This is a genomic window from Komagataeibacter sp. FNDCF1 (assembly GCF_021295335.1).
GTDB lineage: Bacteria > Pseudomonadota > Alphaproteobacteria > Acetobacterales > Acetobacteraceae > Komagataeibacter.
The window spans coordinates 2163080-2181380 of the sequence record NZ_JAIWOT010000001.1 but is presented as its reverse complement, the minus strand read 5'-3'; the positions used below and the strand labels follow the sequence as shown (position 1 = coordinate 2181380).

Sequence of the window (18301 nt, the reverse complement as noted above, 5' to 3'; positions counted from 1 at the left end):
AGAACGGGTGCGGAAGGTGCCCGTACTGGGCGGACGTAAATGGGGATGATGTACTGTTCCGGCTCCGTGTCGGCCTGTGCGTCGGGCGGGAGAAGCATGCGGTATGAAGTGGCGTGATGTGGCGGTCGGCGCCGGTGTGGCTGTCGTGGCGGCGGGATGTGGCGTGGGATGGTATGTGGTCCAGCACCGTGGCGAACTGCCGGCGGGGCTGGCGCGTGCCAACGGGCGGCTGGAACTGGCGCGCATTGATGTGGCGGTGAAGTATCCCGGCCGGATCACCGAACTTGCGTTTCATGAAGGCGATGTGGTCACGGCGGGTCAGGTACTTGCGCGTGAGGATGATGCCAGCACGAAGGCCGGTCTTGATGCCGCCCGTGCCCAGCTGCTTGCGGCACAGGCCAATGTAGCCCGCGCGGGGGCGGAGCATGATGCACGGCAGGCGGGGCTGAATCTTGCCCGGCTCGACCTGGAACACGCGCGCACCATGTTCCGCCAGCATCTGGTATCGGACATGGAACTGTCCCAGCACCAGACCAGCCTTGATACCGCCGCCGCGGGGGAAAGTGCGGCCGCCCGCGCGGTCGATGCGGCCAGCGCTGCCGAGCAGGGGGCCCGCGCGCAGGTGGCGCAGGCGCAGTCCGCCGAGGATGACATGACCATCCGTGCCCCCGTGGCCGGGCGGATCGAATACCGTATCGTGGAACAGGGCGCGGTCCTGCCCGGTGGGGGGCGTGTGGCCTCGCTGCTGGACCCGACGGACATGTACCTGACCATATTCTATCCATCGCAGCAGGCCGGCCGGCTGCATGTGGGCGACCAGGCGCGCATCGCACTGGATGCGCTGCACCAGCAGGTGATCCCGGCCACCATCTCCTTCGTCTCGCCCGAGGCCCAGTTCACCCCCAAATATGTCGAGACCACGACCGAGCGCGACAAGCTGGTCTATCGCGTCAAGCTGCGGGTCGACCCCGCCACCGCCCGGCGCTATGGCAGCGTGCTCAAGGCGGGCATGACGGGTGATGGCTATGTCCGCACCGATCCTGCCGCCCGCTGGCCCGCGGGTCTTGATGTGGCCGATGCCCCGCAATGACCGGGCAGGCGCCGCATAATCCCCCGCCCGCGCCCCCGGGGTCACCGGCACCAGGCATTGCCATCACGGGGGTCACGCACCGCTACGGCGCGGTCACGGCGCTGGATGATGTGACGCTGGACCTGCCTGCGGGCACCACCATCGGCCTGGTCGGGCCGGACGGGGTGGGAAAGTCCACCCTGCTGGGGCTGATCGCGGGCGTGCGCAAACTCCAGTCCGGTACGGTGCGGGTGCTGGGGGCGGACATGGGTGACCGCCACACGCGCGAAGGGTTCCTGCCGCGTGTCGCCTTCATGCCGCAGGGGCTGGGGCGCAACCTGTATCCCACCCTGTCGGTCTGGGAAAACATCGACTTCTTCGCCCGCCTGTTCGGCATGGATGCCAGCGCGCGTGACGCGCGCATCCAGCGCCTGCTGGACGCCACGGGCCTGGCCCCCTTTCCCGACCGGGCGGCAGGCCACCTTTCGGGCGGCATGAAGCAGAAGGTCAGCCTGTGCTGCGCGCTGGTGCATGACCCTGACCTGCTGATCCTGGATGAACCGACAACCGGCGTCGATCCGCTCTCGCGCCAGCAGTTCTGGACACTGGTGGACCAGCTGCGTGCCGAACGGCCGTCCATGACCGTCATTGTCTCGACCGCGTATATGGAGGAGGCGGAGCGGTTTTCATGGCTGGTGGCCATGGACAGTGGCAAGGTACTGGTCAGTGACCGCACGCAGCACGTGCTTGAGCGCACGCATACGAAATCACTGGAAGCGGCCTATATCTCGCTCCTGCCGCAGGGGCGCCGCCCGCAGGAAGGGGGCCTGTCCATCCCCCCCTACACCGATCCCGGCGGTCCGCCCGCGATCGAGGCCGCGCACCTGACCCGCCGCTTCGGCAGCTTCACGGCGGTGAGTGACGTGAGCTTTACCATCAGCCGCGGCGAGATCTTCGGCTTCCTGGGCTCCAACGGCTGTGGCAAGTCCACCACCATGAAGATGCTGACCGGCCTGCTGGACGTGACCAGCGGCACGGCAAAACTGTTTGGCGAACAGATCACGGCGGGCGACATGAAGACCCGCATGCGGATCGGGTACATGTCGCAGGCGTTCTCGCTGTATGAGGAACTGACCGTGCGCCAGAACCTCATGCTGCAGGCGCGGCTGTACCGCATCCCGGCGGCAAAAGCCGTGCGGATGGTCGAGCAGTCGCTCGATTCGTTCGAACTGCGGGACTACGCCGATGTCAGCCCCGCCTCCCTGCCGCTGGGCATACGCCAGCGCCTGCAACTGGCGGCGGCATGCATCAACAATCCCGAGATCCTGATCCTTGACGAGCCGACATCCGGCGTGGACCCCGCCGCGCGCGACATGTTCTGGCGGCATCTGATCCGCCTGTCGCGTGAGGGGCATGTGACGATTTTCGTCTCGACCCATTTCATGAACGAGGCCGCGCGGTGCGACCGGATCTCGCTCATGCATCGCGGCCATGTGCTGGCCGTGGGCACGCCCGCCGAACTGGTAAAAAAGCGCGGCGCCCCCACGCTGGAAGCAGCCTTCATCGCCTACCTGCAGGATGCCGAGGCGGCGACGGATGCCCGGACCCGTCCCGCACCACGGCATGCCCCCACGCGCGGGCACTTACTGGCCGCCCGGCTCACCGCCCGCTTTGGCCATGTGGGCGGGGGCTGGCTGCCACGCGCATGGGCCTTTGCCCGGCGCGAGGCGGTCGAACTGCTGCGTGACCGGCTGCGGCTGACCTTTGCGCTGGTCGGCCCGCTGATCCTGCTGGTGGTTGCGGCATCCAGCATTTCATTCGATGTGGAAGGCGTGGGCTTTACCGTTGCCGACCATGACCGGACCACCATCAGCCGCCAGCTTGTCGACAGCTTCCGGGGGTCGGCCTATTTCCATGAACTGGCCCCGGTGGCCGATGCGGATGCGCTGGACCGGAGCATACGCCACGGGCGTGCGAAGATGGCGCTGGATATTCCCGCAGGCTTCGCGCGCGACATGGAAGCCGGGCGCAGGCCCGAAATCGGGGTCATCATTGACGGCGCGGTCCCGTTCCTGGCGGCAAACGTGCGTGCGTACGCCACCGGGGTCATGGCCGGATATGCCGCGACACTGGGCCGGGAACTGCCACGGCAGGCCGCCATGCCCATCACGGTGGAACCCCGTTTTTCCTATAACCAGGAATTCCGCAGCATCTACGCCATGACGCCGGGCGTGATCATGCTGGCGCTGATCCTGATCCCCACCATGCTCACGGCGCTGGGCGTGGTGCGGGAGAAGGAAGTGGGCTCCATCGTCAATCTCTATGCCTCGCCCGCCTCGGTCGGGCAGTATCTCATGGGCAAGCAGGCGCCCTATGTCGCGCTGGCGACACTCAGCTATTTCATGCTGGTGCTTGTGGCGGTGGTGGTTCTGGGCGTGCCGCTCAAGGGGTCGCTGCTGGCGCTGACGCTTGGCGGGGTGCTGTTCGTGCTTTCGGCCACGGGGCTGGGGCTGCTGATTTCCACCTTTGTCAGTTCGCAGGTGGCGGCGATTTTCGGTACGTCCATCCTGTGCCTGATCCCGGCGGTCAACTTCTCGGGTCTGCTCTATCCGGCGTCCACCCTTACGGGGGCCAGCCGACTGGTGGGGCTGGGCTTTCCCGCGGCATGGTACCAGCTGATCAGCCTTGGCAGCTTTACCAAGGGGCTGGGGGTTGGCAGCTTCTGGAACATGTACCTGATGCTGGGGCTTTTTGCCGCCAGCTACATGATGGCCGCCCGCCTGCTGCTGAAGAAACAGGAAGCATGACGCCATGATGCGCTGGCTGCTCAATGTCGGTCTGCTGTGTGGCAAGGAACTGCGCAGCCTGGTGCATGACCGCGTGCTGCTGGGGTTGATCGTGTTCGCCTTCAGCGCGGGCGTGCTGCTGGTGGCCAACGGGGTGAAGGTGGAAGTCTCCAACGCCACCATCGCCTTCATTGACGAGGATCACTCCACCCTGTCGCGCCGCATGCGCGATGCCGTCCTGCCGCCCTATTTCAAGCCCCCCGTGCTGGTGGACCGGGCCGGGGCGCTGCGGGGGATGGACCGGGGGGATTACATCTTCATCGTCGATATCCCGCCCCGTTTCGAGGCGGACGTACTGGCAGGCCGCACCCCCGCCGTGCAGCTGCGCGTGGATGCCACGGCCATGACGCAGGCGGGGCTGGGCACGGAATATCTCAACGAGATACTGCTGGGGGAGGTGGATGACATGCTGCACGCGCCCGCGGTGGTCGACCAGATACCCTTCCGCGCAACCAGCCGTATCCGCTTCAACCCCAACAGTGAATCCAGCTGGTTCACCTCGGTCATGCAGATCGTGACCAACATCACCATCCTGTCCATCGTGCTGGTGGGGGCGGCGGTGATCCGTGAGCGCGAGCATGGTACGCTGGAACACCTGCTGGTCATGCCCGTCAGCGCCAGCGAGATCGCGGTGGCCAAGATCATCACCAACGGGCTGGTCATCTTTGTCGGTGCCATGCTGTCGCTGTGGCTGGTCGTGCATGCATGGCTGGGCGTGCCGCTGGCGGGGTCGGTCGCGCTGTTTGGCGCGTGTTCGCTGCTGTACCTGTTTTCGGCCACGGCGCTGGGCATCATGCTGGCGACGGTGGCCCCCACCATGCCGCAGTTCGGGTTGCTGGTGGTGCCGGTCTATGCGGTGGCGTACCTGCTTTCGGGTGCCGCGACCCCGGTGGAGAGCATGCCGCGGTTCATGCAGGTGGTGGTGCGCTTCCTGCCCACCACGCAGTTCGTCAACCTGTCACAGGCCATTCTGTACCGTGGCGCGGGACTGGACGCGATCATGCTGCCGCTGCTGACCGTGACGGTGACGGGCATTGTATTTCTAGCATTCGCGCTCACGCGCTTCAGGTCCATGTTGGCAAGGCAGGAATGATGAGGAACAGATTGGCGCAGTTTGCCAGCACGGCGGGGCTTGCGGTGGCCGTGGGGCTGGTGGCGGGGTGTTCACCCTTCCATACGCACGTACCGCCATCGCATGTAAAGGTGCCCCGGCAGTTTGCGCAGCAGCAGGAGCCGGCGGTGGGTGTGCCCGCAACCGACCTGACACGCTGGTGGGAAGCCTGGCATGACCCGGCCCTGACCCGCGCGGTGGAAACCGCACTTGCCGCCAGCCCCGACATCCGCATGGCGCGCGACCGGGTGCGTGAGGCGCGTGCGCTGCGCACGGTGGCGAAATCGGCGCTGTACCCCACCGTCGGGGCCACGGGCAACATGCTGGGTGGTGGCGTGGACTGGCGCAATCCCTACAACCTGCCCGCCAATGACCCGGGTACGGACGGGCATCTGGCCGGTATCACCGCATCATGGGAGCCGGACCTGTTCGGCGGCCGCCATGCGGACGTGAAGGCGGCGAAAGCAGGTGTGAAGGCCGAGGAGGAGTATTTCCACGGCGTGCAGATGGTCATTGCCGCCGATGCCGCCAGCAACTACCTGCAGGCGCAGGGGCTGCAGCGCCAGATCGCGCTGACCGATCGTGGCATTGCCCTGCTGGAGCAGCTGCGCGGTTATGGGCAGGCCCGTTTCACCTCCGGCCAGGCCACGACGGCGGATGTGACGGAAATTGACCAGAAACTTTCCGGCCTGCGGGCGCGCAGGCCCATGCTTGTGGCCCGCCTTGACCTGGTGCGCAGGCGTCTGGCCGTGCTGTCGGGGCAACTGCCCGAGGGGCTGCCCGACCTGCCGCCGCCGCCCGCCTATTACCTGCCCCCAGCCCCGGTGGGCCAGATGCCCGATACCGTGCTGGAACGCAGGCCGGACATCCGTGCCCGGCGCGATCAGGTCGATGCGGCGCTCAACCGGCTGAAAAGTGCGAAAACCGACCTGCTGCCCCGCTTCGGGCTGGAGTTCTTTGGTGGCGACGGGCGACTGCGCTTTGACGGCATTCCCGGCATGTCGGGCACGGGCGGGCTGATCGCGCTGACCACCTACCTGCCCATCTTTACCGCCAATCGTGTGCAGGCGCGCATCCATGCCGCCAGTGCCCGGCTGGATGCGGCGGTGGCAGGCTATGACCAGAGCCTGCTGCGCGCGCTGGCGGAGGTGGAGGACGGGTATGAAAACCGGCTGAACCTGGACAGCCGGGACACGGAACTGACCCGGGCGCAGGCGCAGGCCGGGCAGGTTGCGCATGATCTGGCCGGACTGTATGCCGGGGGGCAGCGCACCCTGGGCGACGTAATGCGTGCCCGCATGGCGGCACTGGACGCGCAGGGCGATGTGCTGGCCAATCACGATGCGCGCACCACCGCCACCATACAGCTTGCCCGCGCGCTGGGCGGGGGCTGGGAGCAGGCCACGCCGGTTTCACGCTAGGGCGCGCCGTCAGGGGGGAAGCAGCAATGTCGGTCGGCATGGCCCTGTTACTGGCTGTCATGGCCATATGTGTTGTCGTTTTCCTGATCGAGCGGGTCAAGCTCAACCCGTTCCTGGCGCTGTTCATCGCGTCCATGCTGCTGGGCCTTGCCGCGGGCATGCCCGCGACCCGGGCCGTGACGTCGTTTGAAAGTGGTGCCGGGCAGGTACTGGGGCAGATCGCCTCCGTCATTGCGCTTGGCACCATGCTGGGCAAGATGCTGGAGGTGTCAGGCGGGGCCGACCGTATCGCCATGACCGTGGTGTCGCTGGCCGGGGCGCGGCGGCTTGACTGGGCGATGATGGTGATCGGCCTGCTGGTCGGGTTGTCGGTCTTCTTTACCGTGGGCTTTGTCATTCTGGTGCCGCTGGCCTTTTCCATTGCAAAGCGGACCCGGATGCCGCTGCTGCACGTGGCGCTGCCGGTTACGGCGGCCCTGTCCGTGGTGCAGGGCTACATGCCGCCCCATCCCGGCACCATGTTCGCCCTTGCGGCCTATCATGCCGATATCGGCCGCCTGATCTGGCTGGGGGTTCTGGTCAGCGTGCCGGTGGCGATCATTTCCGGCCCGCTCTATGCCCGCTTCATCGTGCCGCGCCTGCCACCCGATGCCGGGGCGCAGGCTGCCAGCCAGCATGCGGCATCCAGCCGCGCCAGCGGCGACCTGCCGGGCTTCGGCATCACGCTGTTCACCATCCTGGCCCCCATGGTGCTGATGCTGGCGGGGTCGGCCACACGCTTCATGGGCGCGCAGGCGGCATGGTGGGCGGTGGTTCTGCGCTTTGTGGGGGATCCGAATGTGGGGCTGGCGCTGGCGGCCCTGCTGTCATTCTGGACGCTGGGGCTGCGGCGCGGGCTGACGCGCGAGCAGATTCTTGGCTATTCCAGCCAGTGCCTTGGCCCGCTGGCCGGCCTGCTGCTCATGATCGGGGCGGGGGGCGGCTTTGGCGCGGAACTGATGGATAGCGGCATTTCGGATGCGATCGCCCGCGCGGCGGTGAACATGCATGTGCCGCTGCTCATCCTGGCATGGGGGCTGGCGGCGGGCATGCGCCTGGCTGTGGGGTCGGCCACCGTGGCCATGAGCACCACGGCGGGGATTGTCGCCCCCATCATGGCGCATGGGTCGGGTGCTTCGCCCGAACTGCTGGTGCTGGCTACGGGGGCGGGGGCGGTCATGTTCGGCCCGATGAACGATTCCGGCTTCTGGCAGGTGCGCGATGCGCTGGGGCTGAGCGTGGCGCAGACCCTGCGTACCTGGTCGGTGATCGAGACCCTGATCGGGGTCGCGGGGCTGGGCATGTGCCTTGTTCTGGGGTGGTGCGGACTGTAGCGGGCAAGGCCATGTGGCTGCCCGCCGGCTGCCGGGGCAGGGGTAACATAATGTCACATGCGGGGATCATGTTATCCCACTGTTGTCCCACGCGATACATTACGGGCATGCCTGTCCATCCCTGCCATGACAGGCAGGAGCAGAAAACAACGGAATTTCAAGAAGTTGAGGTGGTGCCGACACTCGGAATTGAACCGAGGGCCTACTGATTACGAATCAGTTGCTCTACCCCTGAGCTATGTCGGCAAACCTGTGGGGTCTGATAAACGATGGGCTGGCATGATGCAATATCTCAAATGCGGCATTCCCCATTTTAATTTGGTCTATATGCTGGGCGCGGTATGAGCATGTCACCCCCCACCAACCGGCTGCGCTGCGATGACGCGGGGCTGGGCCACGTCCCGCATGTGCGCATCATTGGCGGCCTGTCGGAATGTCCCGGCTGCGGGCTCTACCAGCGCGTGCCGGAACTGGAGGCAGGGCAGCAGGCCACCTGCACGCGTTGCGGGCAGAAGCTGGCACGCAGGCGGCGCACCGCCCCGCTGGCGACACCGCTGGCCTTCTGCATAAGTTCCGCCGCGTTCTATCTTGCCGCCCTTGCCTCATCCCTCATGACGCTGGATGTCTATGGCCGGCAGCGCACGGTGGACCTGCTGACCGGACCGATGGAACTCATGCATGAAGGCTGGGGGGAGGCGGGCATCCTGGTCGGCGCGGTCACGGTGCTGGCGCCCGCGGTGGCGATCGGGTTCATGTTCGCCATCCTGTACGCGGCTTCCTGCGCACGCCTGCCCGACTGGGCGCCGCGCGTGCTGGTGTGGTACGACAAGCTGCGGCCGTGGTCGATGGTCGAGGTCTATATCCTTGGCATATTCGTGGCCTACACCAAGCTGACCGACATGGCGCATGTGGATGTGGGGCCTGCCGTCTACCTGATCGGCGCGCTGATGCTGACCATGGCGGCCACCGATTCGACACTGGATACCGAAATGATCTGGCGCCACCGCCGGATCGACCGGGTCACCCGCACCGAAAACGGCCAGACGGTAGTGGTGGATTACGCCCATGTTGACGAGACCGGGCTGCCGCCGGTGGACCATCTGGTGGCCTGTACGTCCTGCGGGCTGGTGGGGGAACTGGCGCGGCCGGTCTCCAACATGCACTGCGTCGGCATCTGCCCGCGCTGCGAGCACAGGGTGTGGCGCCGCCTGCCGCAGTCGCTTACCCGCACCACCGCCTTCCTGATCGCGGCCATCGTGTTCTACATTCCCGCCAATCTCTATCCGGTCATGACCTTCCTGCGCATGGGCGGCGGTGGCGGTCACACCATTATCGAAGGCGCGATTGAACTGTGGCAGGACGGCATGATCCCACTCTCGCTGCTGGTGTTCTTCGCCTCCATTACCGTGCCCATGCTCAAGATCCTCAGCCTGGGGTGGATGATCGGCCAGACCTGGCGCGGCGCGCGTGGCCATCTGGTAGCCCGCACGCGGCTGTTCAGGCTGGTGGACATGGTGGGCCGGTGGTCGATGATCGACGTGTTCATGATTTCAATCCTTGTGGCGGTCGTGCGCTTCAACGCCATGGCCAGTGTCACCGCCAATGCGGGCATGGTGGCGTTTGCCGCCGTGGTTGTGCTGACCCTGCTGGCGGCATGGAGCTTTGACCCGCGCATCATGTGGGATGCGGCGGGGCGCAATGGCCCGGTAACCGATGGCCTGCCGCCCGCCGTGCTGCGCGCGCGCGCCGGGCGTGATGCGACTTCTTCCCTTCCCCCGGCTGGTATTGCGCCAGCCCGCATGGAGCCAGATCAGGCGTGAATGACGATTTTCCATCCAATGATCCGCACGGTGCGGTGCCACAGGCCCGTGCGCGGAAATACCGTTTTTCGGTGGTCTGGCTTGTGCCGATCGTGGCCCTGCTGATTGCGGGCTACCTGGGCTGGAAAGGAATAACCGGCCGTGGGCCGCTGATCGTCATCACCTTCGATACCGCCGATGGCCTGACCAGTGGGCAGACTGAGGTCAAGAACAAGGCCGTCTCGCTCGGCACGGTCGATTCCATCCGGCTGAGCGATGATTTCCACCATGTGGAAGTCCGCGTGCGCATGACCTCGGCGGCCGGCCGGATGCTGACGGACCATGCCCGCTTCTGGGTCGTGCGCCCGCGCATCAATGGCGCGAGTGTGACCGGGCTGGAAACCGTCATGTCGGGTGCGTATATCGCCATGGATGCGGGTGAACCCGGCGGCCACTACACCACCCGCTTCAAGGGGCTTGAATCCCCGCCGGGCGTGCGTTCCGACCAGCCGGGGCATACCTATACGCTCATCACCCAGTCCCTCGGCTCACTGGGGCAGGGGGCGCCGATCTTCTTCCGTGACGTGGTGGTGGGCGAAGTGCTGGGCTACACCATGCCCCCCGAAGGGCGCGGGCCGATCAGGGTGCAGATCTTCGTGCAGGCACCGTACGATCACTACCTGCGCACCACGACGCGTTTCTGGAACGTGTCGGGCGTGCAGGTGGGACTTGGCGCGGGCGGGCTGAAGGTCAAGCTGCAGTCCCTGCAGGCACTGCTGTCCGGGGGCGTGGCGTTCGACCCGCCCGATGCGCGCAACGAGAAGAATACCCTGCCCGCCACCGCCGGGCCGGAGACCACCTTCCAGCTTTATGACAGCGCGGAGGAAGCCAACAGCGCGGGCTACCGTGAGCGGATCCCGCTTGTCACCTACATCACCAGTTCCGTCTCCGGCCTGACCAAGGGCGGCAGGCTGACCATGTTCGGCATCCAGGTCGGCATGATCGATGATGTACGCCTGCAGGTGGACCCGGCTTCGGGCAGGGCGCATGTGCGCGTGGCGATGGAACTCCAGCCCGAGCGTGTGCTGGACAACCAGCAGGTCTCGCCCGAGGCACTGGCCGGACTGCTGCGCACGCAGGTGGCGGACGGGCTGCGGGCTTCGGTGCAGAGCACCAGCATGCTAACCGGCGAATCCGAGATCGGGCTGACCTTCGTCAAGAACGCCAGGCCGGCGCAGGTGGAAATGGAAGGCGATGCCATGGTCCTGCCGGGGCAGGCGGGTGGCATGGCCGGGATCATGGATTCGCTGTCTGTCGTAAGCGACAAGATCGCCGCGATGCCGCTGACCCAGATGGGCGAGAACCTGAACAGCCTTCTGGCCCATGCCGATGCCCGGATCAACAGCCCCGATACCAAGCAGGCGCTGACCGCGCTGCGCAGTTCGCTGCAGAACCTGCAGGTCATATCGCATGACGCGCGCTCCGAAATGCCGCAACTGCTCAATGGCATGGACAAAACACTCAAGAATGCCAACTCCGTGCTGTCCAGCTATGGCGGGGATACGGACTTTCAGCGCAACCTGCAGCAGATGATGCAGCAGCTGAATGATGCCGCGCGTTCGCTACGCTTCCTGTCGGATTTCCTGACCCACCATCCCTCCGCACTGATTACGGGACGATAAGACATGCAACGCCCCTTCCGGCCTTTCACACCTTCCAGACCGTCACGGATGGCCGCATGTGCAGCGGCGGCAGGGCTGCTCGCGCTGGCAGGCTGCGGTTCATCCGACCCGACGCTGTATTCCCTGGCCCCCATCGCCAGCACGCAGCAGACGGTCATCGGCACGCAGGTGCCCACGGTGATCGAGGTCCGCACGCCCGGCGTGCCGCCTTCGCTGGACCGGCAGAACATTGTCGGCACGCAGGATGACTACAGCCTGACCCCGCTGGCGGGTGCGGCATGGAGTGAACCACTGGCCCCCATGCTGGGCCACGTGCTGGCCACCGACCTGCAGCAGCGCCTGCCCGGCCGCAGCGTCTTTGCCCAGAACGATGCGACAACCGTGCCGGCACAGGGTTTTGTGGAGGTGGAGATTACCCGCTTCGCCCGTGATGCCAGTGGGGTCGTGCATCTGGGCGGCAGCCTGTCGGTGCACAGGGCGGGGGATGTCGAGCATGCGCTATCCGTACCGCTTGCGCTCAGCGCCACCCCCACCGATAGCGGCACGCGCGCCATGGTCGCGGCATTGAGCCAGTTGACAGGGCAGGTGGCGGACATGGCGGCGGAAAGGCTGCAGGCGCTGCCGCCCGCGCCGGTCCGCCGGTAAAACACCTGAAATCATAAAGAAGTTTCTGGCGAAGCTTTTTTCAAAAAGCTTCGAAGACTGCCGCCTTTCTGAAACAAGGTGGCACCCCAAAAACGTTCATTATTTTTATCGATTACGTGTTGTGCGCCATTCGGGCGCATGCCGGCAGCGGAAAAAATGGCCGGACAATAAAAAAGGCGCCCGGAGGCGCCTTCTTTCAGGGAGGGGAAGGCTCAGACCTTCTCCACCTGATTGTATTCCAGATCCACCGGGGTGGAGCGGCCGAAGATGGAAACGCTGACCTTCAGGCGGCCCCGTTCTTCGTCCACTTCCTCGATCGTGCCGTTGAAGGAGGTAAAGGGGCCATCCGCCACACGGATCTGCTCGCCGATCTCGAAGGTGACGGACGGACGGACGCGTTCCACGCCTTCCTGCGCCTGCTTCATGATCCGCTCGGCCTCGACCTTGGGGATGGGCGAGGGGCGCGTCTTGCTGCCCAGGAAGCCGGTGACCTTGGGGGTGTCCTTGACCAGGTGCCAGGCCTCGTCGGTCAGTTCCATGTTGACCAGCACGTAACCGGGGAAGAACTTGCGCTCGGAATTGACCTTCTGGCCCCGGCGCACTTCCGTCACTTCTTCCGATGGAACAAGGATTTCACCGAAATGGTCGGCCAGACCCTTCTGGGCGGCCTGTTCCGTGATGTGCTGGGCTATCTTCTTCTCGAAGCCCGAATAGACGTGGATCACATACCACCGCTTGGCCATGGCTGAACTCAGCCTCCCAGTCCGAAGAGTTTCCGTACGGCAAGGCCGATCACCTCGTCGACGAGGAAAAAGAAAACCGATGCGAGACCGGCCATGGCCAGCACCGCACCCGTTGTCATCAGGGTGGCGCGTCGCGTGGGCCAGGTGACTTTCCTTGCCTCGGCACGTACGTCTTCAACAAATTTCGCGGGACTGACCGACACGAAATACCCTTCCTGCAACGCCACGGCGCACCAACCGGACTGCTCCAGCCAGTGCGGGGCCTAAGAACCGGTGCGGACCATTGTGGCCCGACCCATCGGGTGCCAGGCCGGAAGGGTAATGCCCGACCGGTAGAATGGCAGGGGTGGAGGGTCTCGAACCCGCAACCTCCGGTTTTGGAGACCGGCGCTCTAGCCAATTGAGCTACACCCCTGCAAAGCCGCCTGCTAAGGCCCGAAACATGTGGCATGGCGGTAAGGCCGCGCCGCTTCGGGTCATTCATGCGAACCCGGCACAGGAAGCGGAAAAAAGTATGACTGGCGTCGAAAGTCAAGGGGGCAGGGCATAAAAACCAAAAGTTTTATCCCTTTGCGGGTGCTTCCGGTTTATGGGCTTGCAAGATGCGGGGCGGAAAAGGTATAGCTCGGGCTACCTTATGGGCGGGCGTAGCATAGTGGTAATGCAGTAGCCTTCCAAGCTTCTGAGGAGGGTTCGATTCCCTTCGCCCGCTCCATACAGCCCCTGAAAAATCAAGCATCTGTTCCGGCCATTCGCTGCTGGAACCGCCACGGGTCCCGGATCAAGGGGCCGTGCTGCAAGGGTAGGGGTGACCGTCCATGGCCATGAATGCTTCCGCAACCATCCATCCGCGCATCGTGCTGGGTACGTGCTGCCTCAGCCTGCTGCTGGTTGTGATGGACGTGACGGTGGTCAACGTCGTACTTCCCTCCATCCGTGCAGACATGCATGGCAGTTTTTCCACCCTGCAATGGGTGGTGGATGCCTATACCCTCATGGTGGCCAGCCTCATGCTGCTTGTCGGCTCGCTGGCCGACCGGTTCGGGCGGCGGCGCATGTTCCTGCTGGGCATCGGCCTGTTCTGCTGTGGGTCGGCCATGTGCGGGCTAGCGCGCAGCGTGGAGATGCTGGTGTTCGCCCGCGCCGTGCAGGGCATAGGCGGGTCCATGCTCAATCCCGTGGCACTGTCGATCCTGAGCAGCGTATATGTCGAGCCGCGGGCCCGGGCGCAGGCCATCGGCATATGGGGCGCCACCTCCGGCGTGGCGCTGGCGCTGGGGCCGGTCGTGGGGGGCGTGCTGGTGCACTGGGCGGGCTGGCAGGCGGTATTCTGGGTCAATGTGCCCATCGGGCTGGTGGCGGCCGGACTGACGGTGCGTTTCGTGCCCGAATCCCATGGCGGGACACGGCGCGGGATTGACGCGCCGGGTCAGCTTCTGGCCATCGTGGCGCTGGTCATGATGACATCGGGCCTGATCGAGGCGCATAATTACGGCTGGGCATCCCCCACCATTTCAGGCTTCCTGGGTTTCGGGCTGCTGTCCGTCGCGGGGTTTGTCCTGGTGGAGCAGCGCACGACCACCCCGCTGATCGACCTGCGGTTCTTCCGGGCATGGCCCTTTTCGGGCGCGATCATGATTGCGGTGCTGGCCTTCGCCATTTTCAGCGCGTTCCTGTTTCTCAACACGCTTTACCTGCAGGACGTGCGGGGCCTGCCCGCGCTGCAGGCGGGATTGTGCACGCTGCCCTTCGCCTTTGGCAGCATGCTGTGCGCCCCGCTTTCCGGCCGGATCACGGGGCGGTACGGCGCGCGGCTGCCGCTTCTGCTCGCGGCTGGCGGATTCGGGCTGGGCGCGCTGCTGCTGACCGGGCTGGGCGAGACGACGCCCTTTGCGCTGCTGCTGGTTTCCTACGCGCTGTGCGGGTGCGGGTTTGGCATGTGCAACGCACCCATTACCAATTCCGCCATTTCCGGCATGCCGCGTGCGCAGGCGGGGGTGGCCGCGGCCATTGCCTCCACCAGCAGGCAGGTGGGCGCGCTGCTGGGTATTGCGCTGGGTGGTGCGCTGAGTGCGGGCAGCGTGCATGCGGGCGGGGTGCAGTGGCGGGACTTTCCGCAGGCCACGCATGTGGTGTGGTGGTGCATGGCTGTCGCCGCCATTGTGATTGCGGTGCTCGGACTGGTTTCGACCGGAATCCATGCCCGCAAAACCGCGCGGGACGTGGCGGTACTGCTGGATTCAAGGTGACGCTTTCCAGATATGCGTTATGCGCATATCTATTTCCATCCAAACCGTTCAGTCCGTTGCGCGGGCGTGCTGTAAAATCGCCGCTTTGCTGTTTCCGAAACAGTGGTGGGCATGTATGATCCCGCCAACCCGTAGCGGGGCGTGCGCATGCACGGGAAAGTGCCGGTGGCCCGGTGGCGCCGGATGGTGGCGCGGGCAGTCTGGTCTGTTGCGTGCGCCTGCGCTGCGTGCTAGAGCCGCGCCAGCAGCGCACGGGACCCAGGCGTTTCCGGGCAGGCGGCTTGTGTTTGAACCAAGATTCTGGATTGGAAAAGCGGACAGTGGATTCGGGTGGAACGACCTCAATACCGATCGCCTCCATTGCCAATGGCCTTCCCGGTCGTTATGCGACGGCGCTCTACGAGCTTGCGGCTGAACGCCAGCAGCTTGACCCAGTTCTGGAAGAAGCATCGCGCCTTGCCGCGATGATTGACGGCAGTGCCGACCTGCGCACCGTCCTGACGGACCGGACACTCGATATCCGTGACAGCCGTCGCGGTGTCGCAGCCGTGCTGGATGCAGAAGGGTTCAGCCCCCTCATGCGTGATTTTGCTGGTGTGGTGGCGGATAACCGCCGTCTTCCGCGCCTGCGTGAAATTCTTGCCGCGCTGGCGGCTATCGCTGCGGCAAGGCGCGGGGAAGTCGTGGCGGATGTCGTATCCGCCCATCCCCTGACCGACCTGCAGCGTGTCCAGCTTCGCAGCCGCCTTACCGAGGCCGGCTATTCCAAAGTCAATATCCAGGAGCGTGTTGACGCGGCCCTGCTGGGCGGTCTGGTCGTGCGCATTGGCGCCCGCCTGTATGATACCAGCCTCAGATCCCGCCTTACCCGCCTGCACCATGCCATGAAGGGAGCCGCGTGATGGAAATCCGCCCCTCCGAGATTTCGGATATCCTCAAGCAGCAGATCGCTACGTTCGACAAGGCGGCTGACGTTGCCGAGACAGGCACCATCCTGTCCGTTGGTGACGGCATCGCGCGCGTCTACGGCCTGCAGAACGTCGAAGCCGGCGAAATGCTGGACTTCCCCGCCAGTGGCCAGAAGGGCATGGCGCTGAACCTTGAAAATGACAACGTCGGTGTCGTCATTTTCGGTGATGACAGCGCCATGCGTGAGGGCGATACGGTCGCCCGCACCGGCAAGGTGGTCGAAGTGCCCACCGGCAAGGCCCTGCTCGGCCGCGTGGTCGATGGTCTCGGCAACCCGATCGATGGCAAGGGCCCGCTGGTTGGTGACGTGATCACCAAGCGTGCGGAAGTCAAGGCGCCCGGCATCATGCCGCGCCAGTCCGTGAGCGAGCCGATGCAGACCGGCATCAAGGCGATCGACGCACTCGTGCCCATCGGGCGTGGCCAGCGTGAGCTGATCATCGGTGACCGCCAGACCGGCAAGACCGCGATCCTGATCGACACCATCGTCAACCAGAAGAACGTCAACGCCCTGGGGGACGAGAGCAAGTCGCTCTACTGCATCTATGTCGCCATCGGGCAGAAGCGCTCGACCGTGGCGCAGCTGGTGCGCACGCTGGAGGAAACCGGCGCGATGGAATACTCCATCGTCGTGGCGGCCACCGCGTCCGACCCGGCGCCGATGCAGTACCTGGCGCCCTACGCCGCGTGCTCCATGGGTGAGTATTTCCGCGATAACGGCATGCATGCCCTGATCGTGTATGATGACCTGTCCAAGCAGGCCGTCGCCTACCGCCAGATGTCACTGCTGCTGCGCCGTCCGCCAGGGCGTGAAGCCTATCCGGGTGACGTGTTCTACCTGCATTCCCGCCTGCTGGAACGCGCGGCCAAGATGTCCGACAAGTTCGGCGCGGGTTCGCTGACCGCCCTGCCGGTGATCGAGACGCAGGCCGGTGACGTCTCCGCCTACATCCCGACCAACGTGATCTCCATCACCGATGGTCAGGTCTTCCTGGAAACCGACCTGTTCTACCGTGGCATCCGCCCGGCGGTGAATGTCGGTGGTTCGGTGTCGCGTGTTGGTTCCGCGGCCCAGATCAAGGCGATGAAGCAGGTTGCCGGCAAGATCAAGCTGGAACTGGCGCAGTATCGTGAAATGGCGGCCTTCTCGCAGTTCGCGTCTGATCTGGACCCGGCAACGCAGAAGCAGCTGGCACGCGGCGCGCGTCTGGTCGAGCTGCTCAAGCAGCCCGAGACCTCGCCGCTGTCGGTCGAGGAGCAGGTCGTGGTGCTGTTCGCCGGGACGCGTGGCTATATCGACGCCATTCCGGTCGACAAGGTCACAACCTACGAAAAGCGCCTGCTGGATGACGTCCGCACATCGGGCAAGGACATTCTGGAATCGATCCGTACCCAGCGCCAGCTGACCAAGGATATCGAAAGCCGCCTGAATGATTTCCTGACGACGTTCGGCCGTCAGTTCGCCAACTGAGGAAGATCGGGCAACCATGGCTTCCCTGAAGGAACTGCGCGCACGGATCGGCAGCGTCAAGTCGACGCGAAAGATCACCAGCGCGATGAAAATGGTCGCGGCGGCAAAGCTGCGTCGGGCGGAAGCCCGCGCGGCGGCCGCACGCCCCTATGCTGACGCAATGCGCCGCATGCTGGCCGAAGTGGGCCGTAGCGTGGCAGGCCAGGGCGGGCAGCCCGCACTGCTGACCGGAACGGGGCAGGACAGGGTGCACCTGATTGTCCCGATGTCCAGCGACCGTGGTCTGGCCGGGGCATTCAACTCCAACATCAACCGTACGACCCGCAACCTGGTGCTCAGGCTTCAGGCGGAAGGCAAGACCGTCAAGATCCTGCCGGTCGGGCGCAAGACGTACGAATTCCTGTCGCGTGATTTTTCCGACCTGATCATCGATCACCGCCATCTGGCCGCAGGCAAGGAAATTCCCTTTTCCGCCGCGACGGAGCTGGGTGAGCAGATCACGGCCCTGCTGGAAAAAGGCGAATTTGACGTCTGCACGCTGGTGTATAACCAGTTCCGCAACGTCATGACCCAGACGCCAACGGAAATGCAGCTTGTGCCGCTGGCCCTGCCGGAAAACGACAACGCGGAGAACGGAGATGTCGCGGCCTACGAGTTCGAGCCGGATGAAGGCACGCTGCTGACCAGCCTGCTGCCGCGCAACCTGCAGGTGCAGATCTACGCCACCATGCTGGAGACGGCAGCAGGTGAAAACGGCGCGCGCATGACGGCGATGGACAACGCGACCCGTAACGCAGGCAAGGCCATTGATCGCCTGACACTGACCTACAACCGTACGCGTCAGACCAATATTACCAATGAACTGATCGAGATCATCTCGGGCGCCCAGGCTGTCTGAGGATCGATCTTCACGCTCACAGGAG

Annotated in this window: 14 protein-coding genes and 3 tRNA genes; 13 read left to right on the top strand and 4 right to left on the bottom strand. The window is 65.0% G+C overall.

Annotation, left to right across the window (positions count from 1 at the left end):
- The first annotated feature begins 103 nt into the window (after nt 1-103).
- The 5 genes from LDL32_RS10325 to LDL32_RS10305 are packed head-to-tail and all read left to right on the top strand — an operon-like array spanning nt 104 to nt 7820.
- Entirely contained in the window at nt 104-1090 is a 987-nt protein-coding gene (locus LDL32_RS10325; protein WP_233066578.1) for an HlyD family secretion protein, read from the top strand.
- The gene (gene rbbA / locus LDL32_RS10320; RefSeq protein ID WP_233066577.1) at nt 1087-3876 is read left to right on the top strand and encodes a ribosome-associated ATPase/putative transporter RbbA; all 2790 of its coding nucleotides are present in this window, start codon (nt 1087-1089) and stop codon (nt 3874-3876) included. The genes LDL32_RS10325 and rbbA overlap by 4 nt, the downstream gene beginning before the upstream one ends.
- A 4-nt stretch (nt 3877-3880) precedes the next feature.
- Nucleotides 3881-5008, top strand: coding sequence for an ABC transporter permease (locus tag LDL32_RS10315; protein WP_233066575.1), 1128 nt, complete (start codon nt 3881-3883; stop codon nt 5006-5008).
- Nucleotides 5008-6447: a TolC family protein gene (locus LDL32_RS10310; RefSeq protein WP_233066573.1), complete on the top strand. Its 1440-nt coding sequence runs from the start codon at nt 5008-5010 to the stop codon at nt 6445-6447. The genes LDL32_RS10315 and LDL32_RS10310 overlap by 1 nt, the downstream gene beginning before the upstream one ends.
- Before the next feature lie 26 nt (nt 6448-6473).
- A complete protein-coding gene (locus LDL32_RS10305; RefSeq protein ID WP_233066569.1) occupies nt 6474-7820 on the top strand; it encodes a gluconate:H+ symporter in 1347 nt (448 codons plus the stop codon).
- A 171-nt stretch (nt 7821-7991) separates the two neighbouring features.
- Here LDL32_RS10305 and LDL32_RS10300 read toward each other — a convergent pair.
- Nucleotides 7992-8066: transfer RNA gene (locus tag LDL32_RS10300), tRNA-Thr, on the bottom strand.
- Nucleotides 8067-8161: 95 nt separating this feature from the next.
- On the opposite strand from LDL32_RS10300, the gene LDL32_RS10295 reads away from it, so the two are divergent.
- From LDL32_RS10295 to LDL32_RS10285, 3 genes are read left to right on the top strand one after another with little or no spacing between them, the layout of a single operon-like run.
- Nucleotides 8162-9640 carry a paraquat-inducible protein A gene (locus LDL32_RS10295; protein ID WP_233066566.1) on the top strand — a complete coding sequence of 493 codons (1479 nt, stop codon included), beginning with the start codon at nt 8162-8164 and terminating at the stop codon, nt 9638-9640.
- Nucleotides 9637-11301: an MlaD family protein gene (locus LDL32_RS10290; RefSeq protein ID WP_233066564.1), complete on the top strand. Its 1665-nt coding sequence runs from the start codon at nt 9637-9639 to the stop codon at nt 11299-11301. The genes LDL32_RS10295 and LDL32_RS10290 overlap by 4 nt, the downstream gene beginning before the upstream one ends.
- A gap of 3 nt (nt 11302-11304) precedes the next feature.
- Nucleotides 11305-11946 (top strand): membrane integrity-associated transporter subunit PqiC, encoded by a 642-nt coding sequence (locus LDL32_RS10285; protein WP_370636688.1) that lies wholly within the window; start codon nt 11305-11307, stop codon nt 11944-11946.
- Between the two features lie 212 nt (nt 11947-12158).
- On the opposite strand, the gene nusG is transcribed toward LDL32_RS10285, so the two are convergent.
- The 3 genes from nusG to LDL32_RS10270 form a co-directional block, all read right to left on the bottom strand.
- Nucleotides 12159-12689, bottom strand: a complete 531-nt coding sequence (nusG, locus tag LDL32_RS10280; RefSeq protein ID WP_010508943.1) for a transcription termination/antitermination protein NusG — start codon at nt 12687-12689, stop codon at nt 12159-12161.
- Between the two features lie 8 nt (nt 12690-12697).
- Nucleotides 12698-12892 carry a preprotein translocase subunit SecE gene (gene secE / locus LDL32_RS10275; protein WP_007397644.1) on the bottom strand — a complete coding sequence of 65 codons (195 nt, stop codon included), beginning with the start codon at nt 12890-12892 and terminating at the stop codon, nt 12698-12700.
- Nucleotides 12893-13027: 135 nt separating this feature from the next.
- Nucleotides 13028-13104: transfer RNA gene (locus LDL32_RS10270), tRNA-Trp, on the bottom strand.
- Nucleotides 13105-13330: 226 nt separating this feature from the next.
- Here LDL32_RS10270 and LDL32_RS10265 point away from each other — a divergent pair.
- The 5 genes from LDL32_RS10265 to LDL32_RS10245 all read left to right on the top strand — a co-directional run bounded on the left by LDL32_RS10265 (nt 13331) and on the right by LDL32_RS10245 (nt 18276).
- Nucleotides 13331-13404 (top strand) — tRNA-Gly (locus LDL32_RS10265).
- A 109-nt stretch (nt 13405-13513) separates the two neighbouring features.
- The gene (locus LDL32_RS10260; protein ID WP_233066558.1) at nt 13514-14938 is read left to right on the top strand and encodes an MFS transporter; all 1425 of its coding nucleotides are present in this window, start codon (nt 13514-13516) and stop codon (nt 14936-14938) included.
- Nucleotides 14939-15243: 305 nt separating this feature from the next.
- Nucleotides 15244-15840: a F0F1 ATP synthase subunit delta gene (locus tag LDL32_RS10255; protein WP_233068839.1), complete on the top strand. Its 597-nt coding sequence runs from the start codon at nt 15244-15246 to the stop codon at nt 15838-15840.
- A complete protein-coding gene (gene atpA, locus LDL32_RS10250; protein ID WP_233066555.1) occupies nt 15840-17378 on the top strand; it encodes a F0F1 ATP synthase subunit alpha in 1539 nt (512 codons plus the stop codon). Before LDL32_RS10255 ends, atpA begins: the two co-directional genes overlap by 1 nt.
- Nucleotides 17379-17394: 16 nt before the next feature.
- The gene (locus LDL32_RS10245) at nt 17395-18276 is read left to right on the top strand and encodes a F0F1 ATP synthase subunit gamma (RefSeq protein ID WP_233066552.1); all 882 of its coding nucleotides are present in this window, start codon (nt 17395-17397) and stop codon (nt 18274-18276) included.
- The last annotated feature ends 25 nt before the right edge of the window (nt 18277-18301 follow it).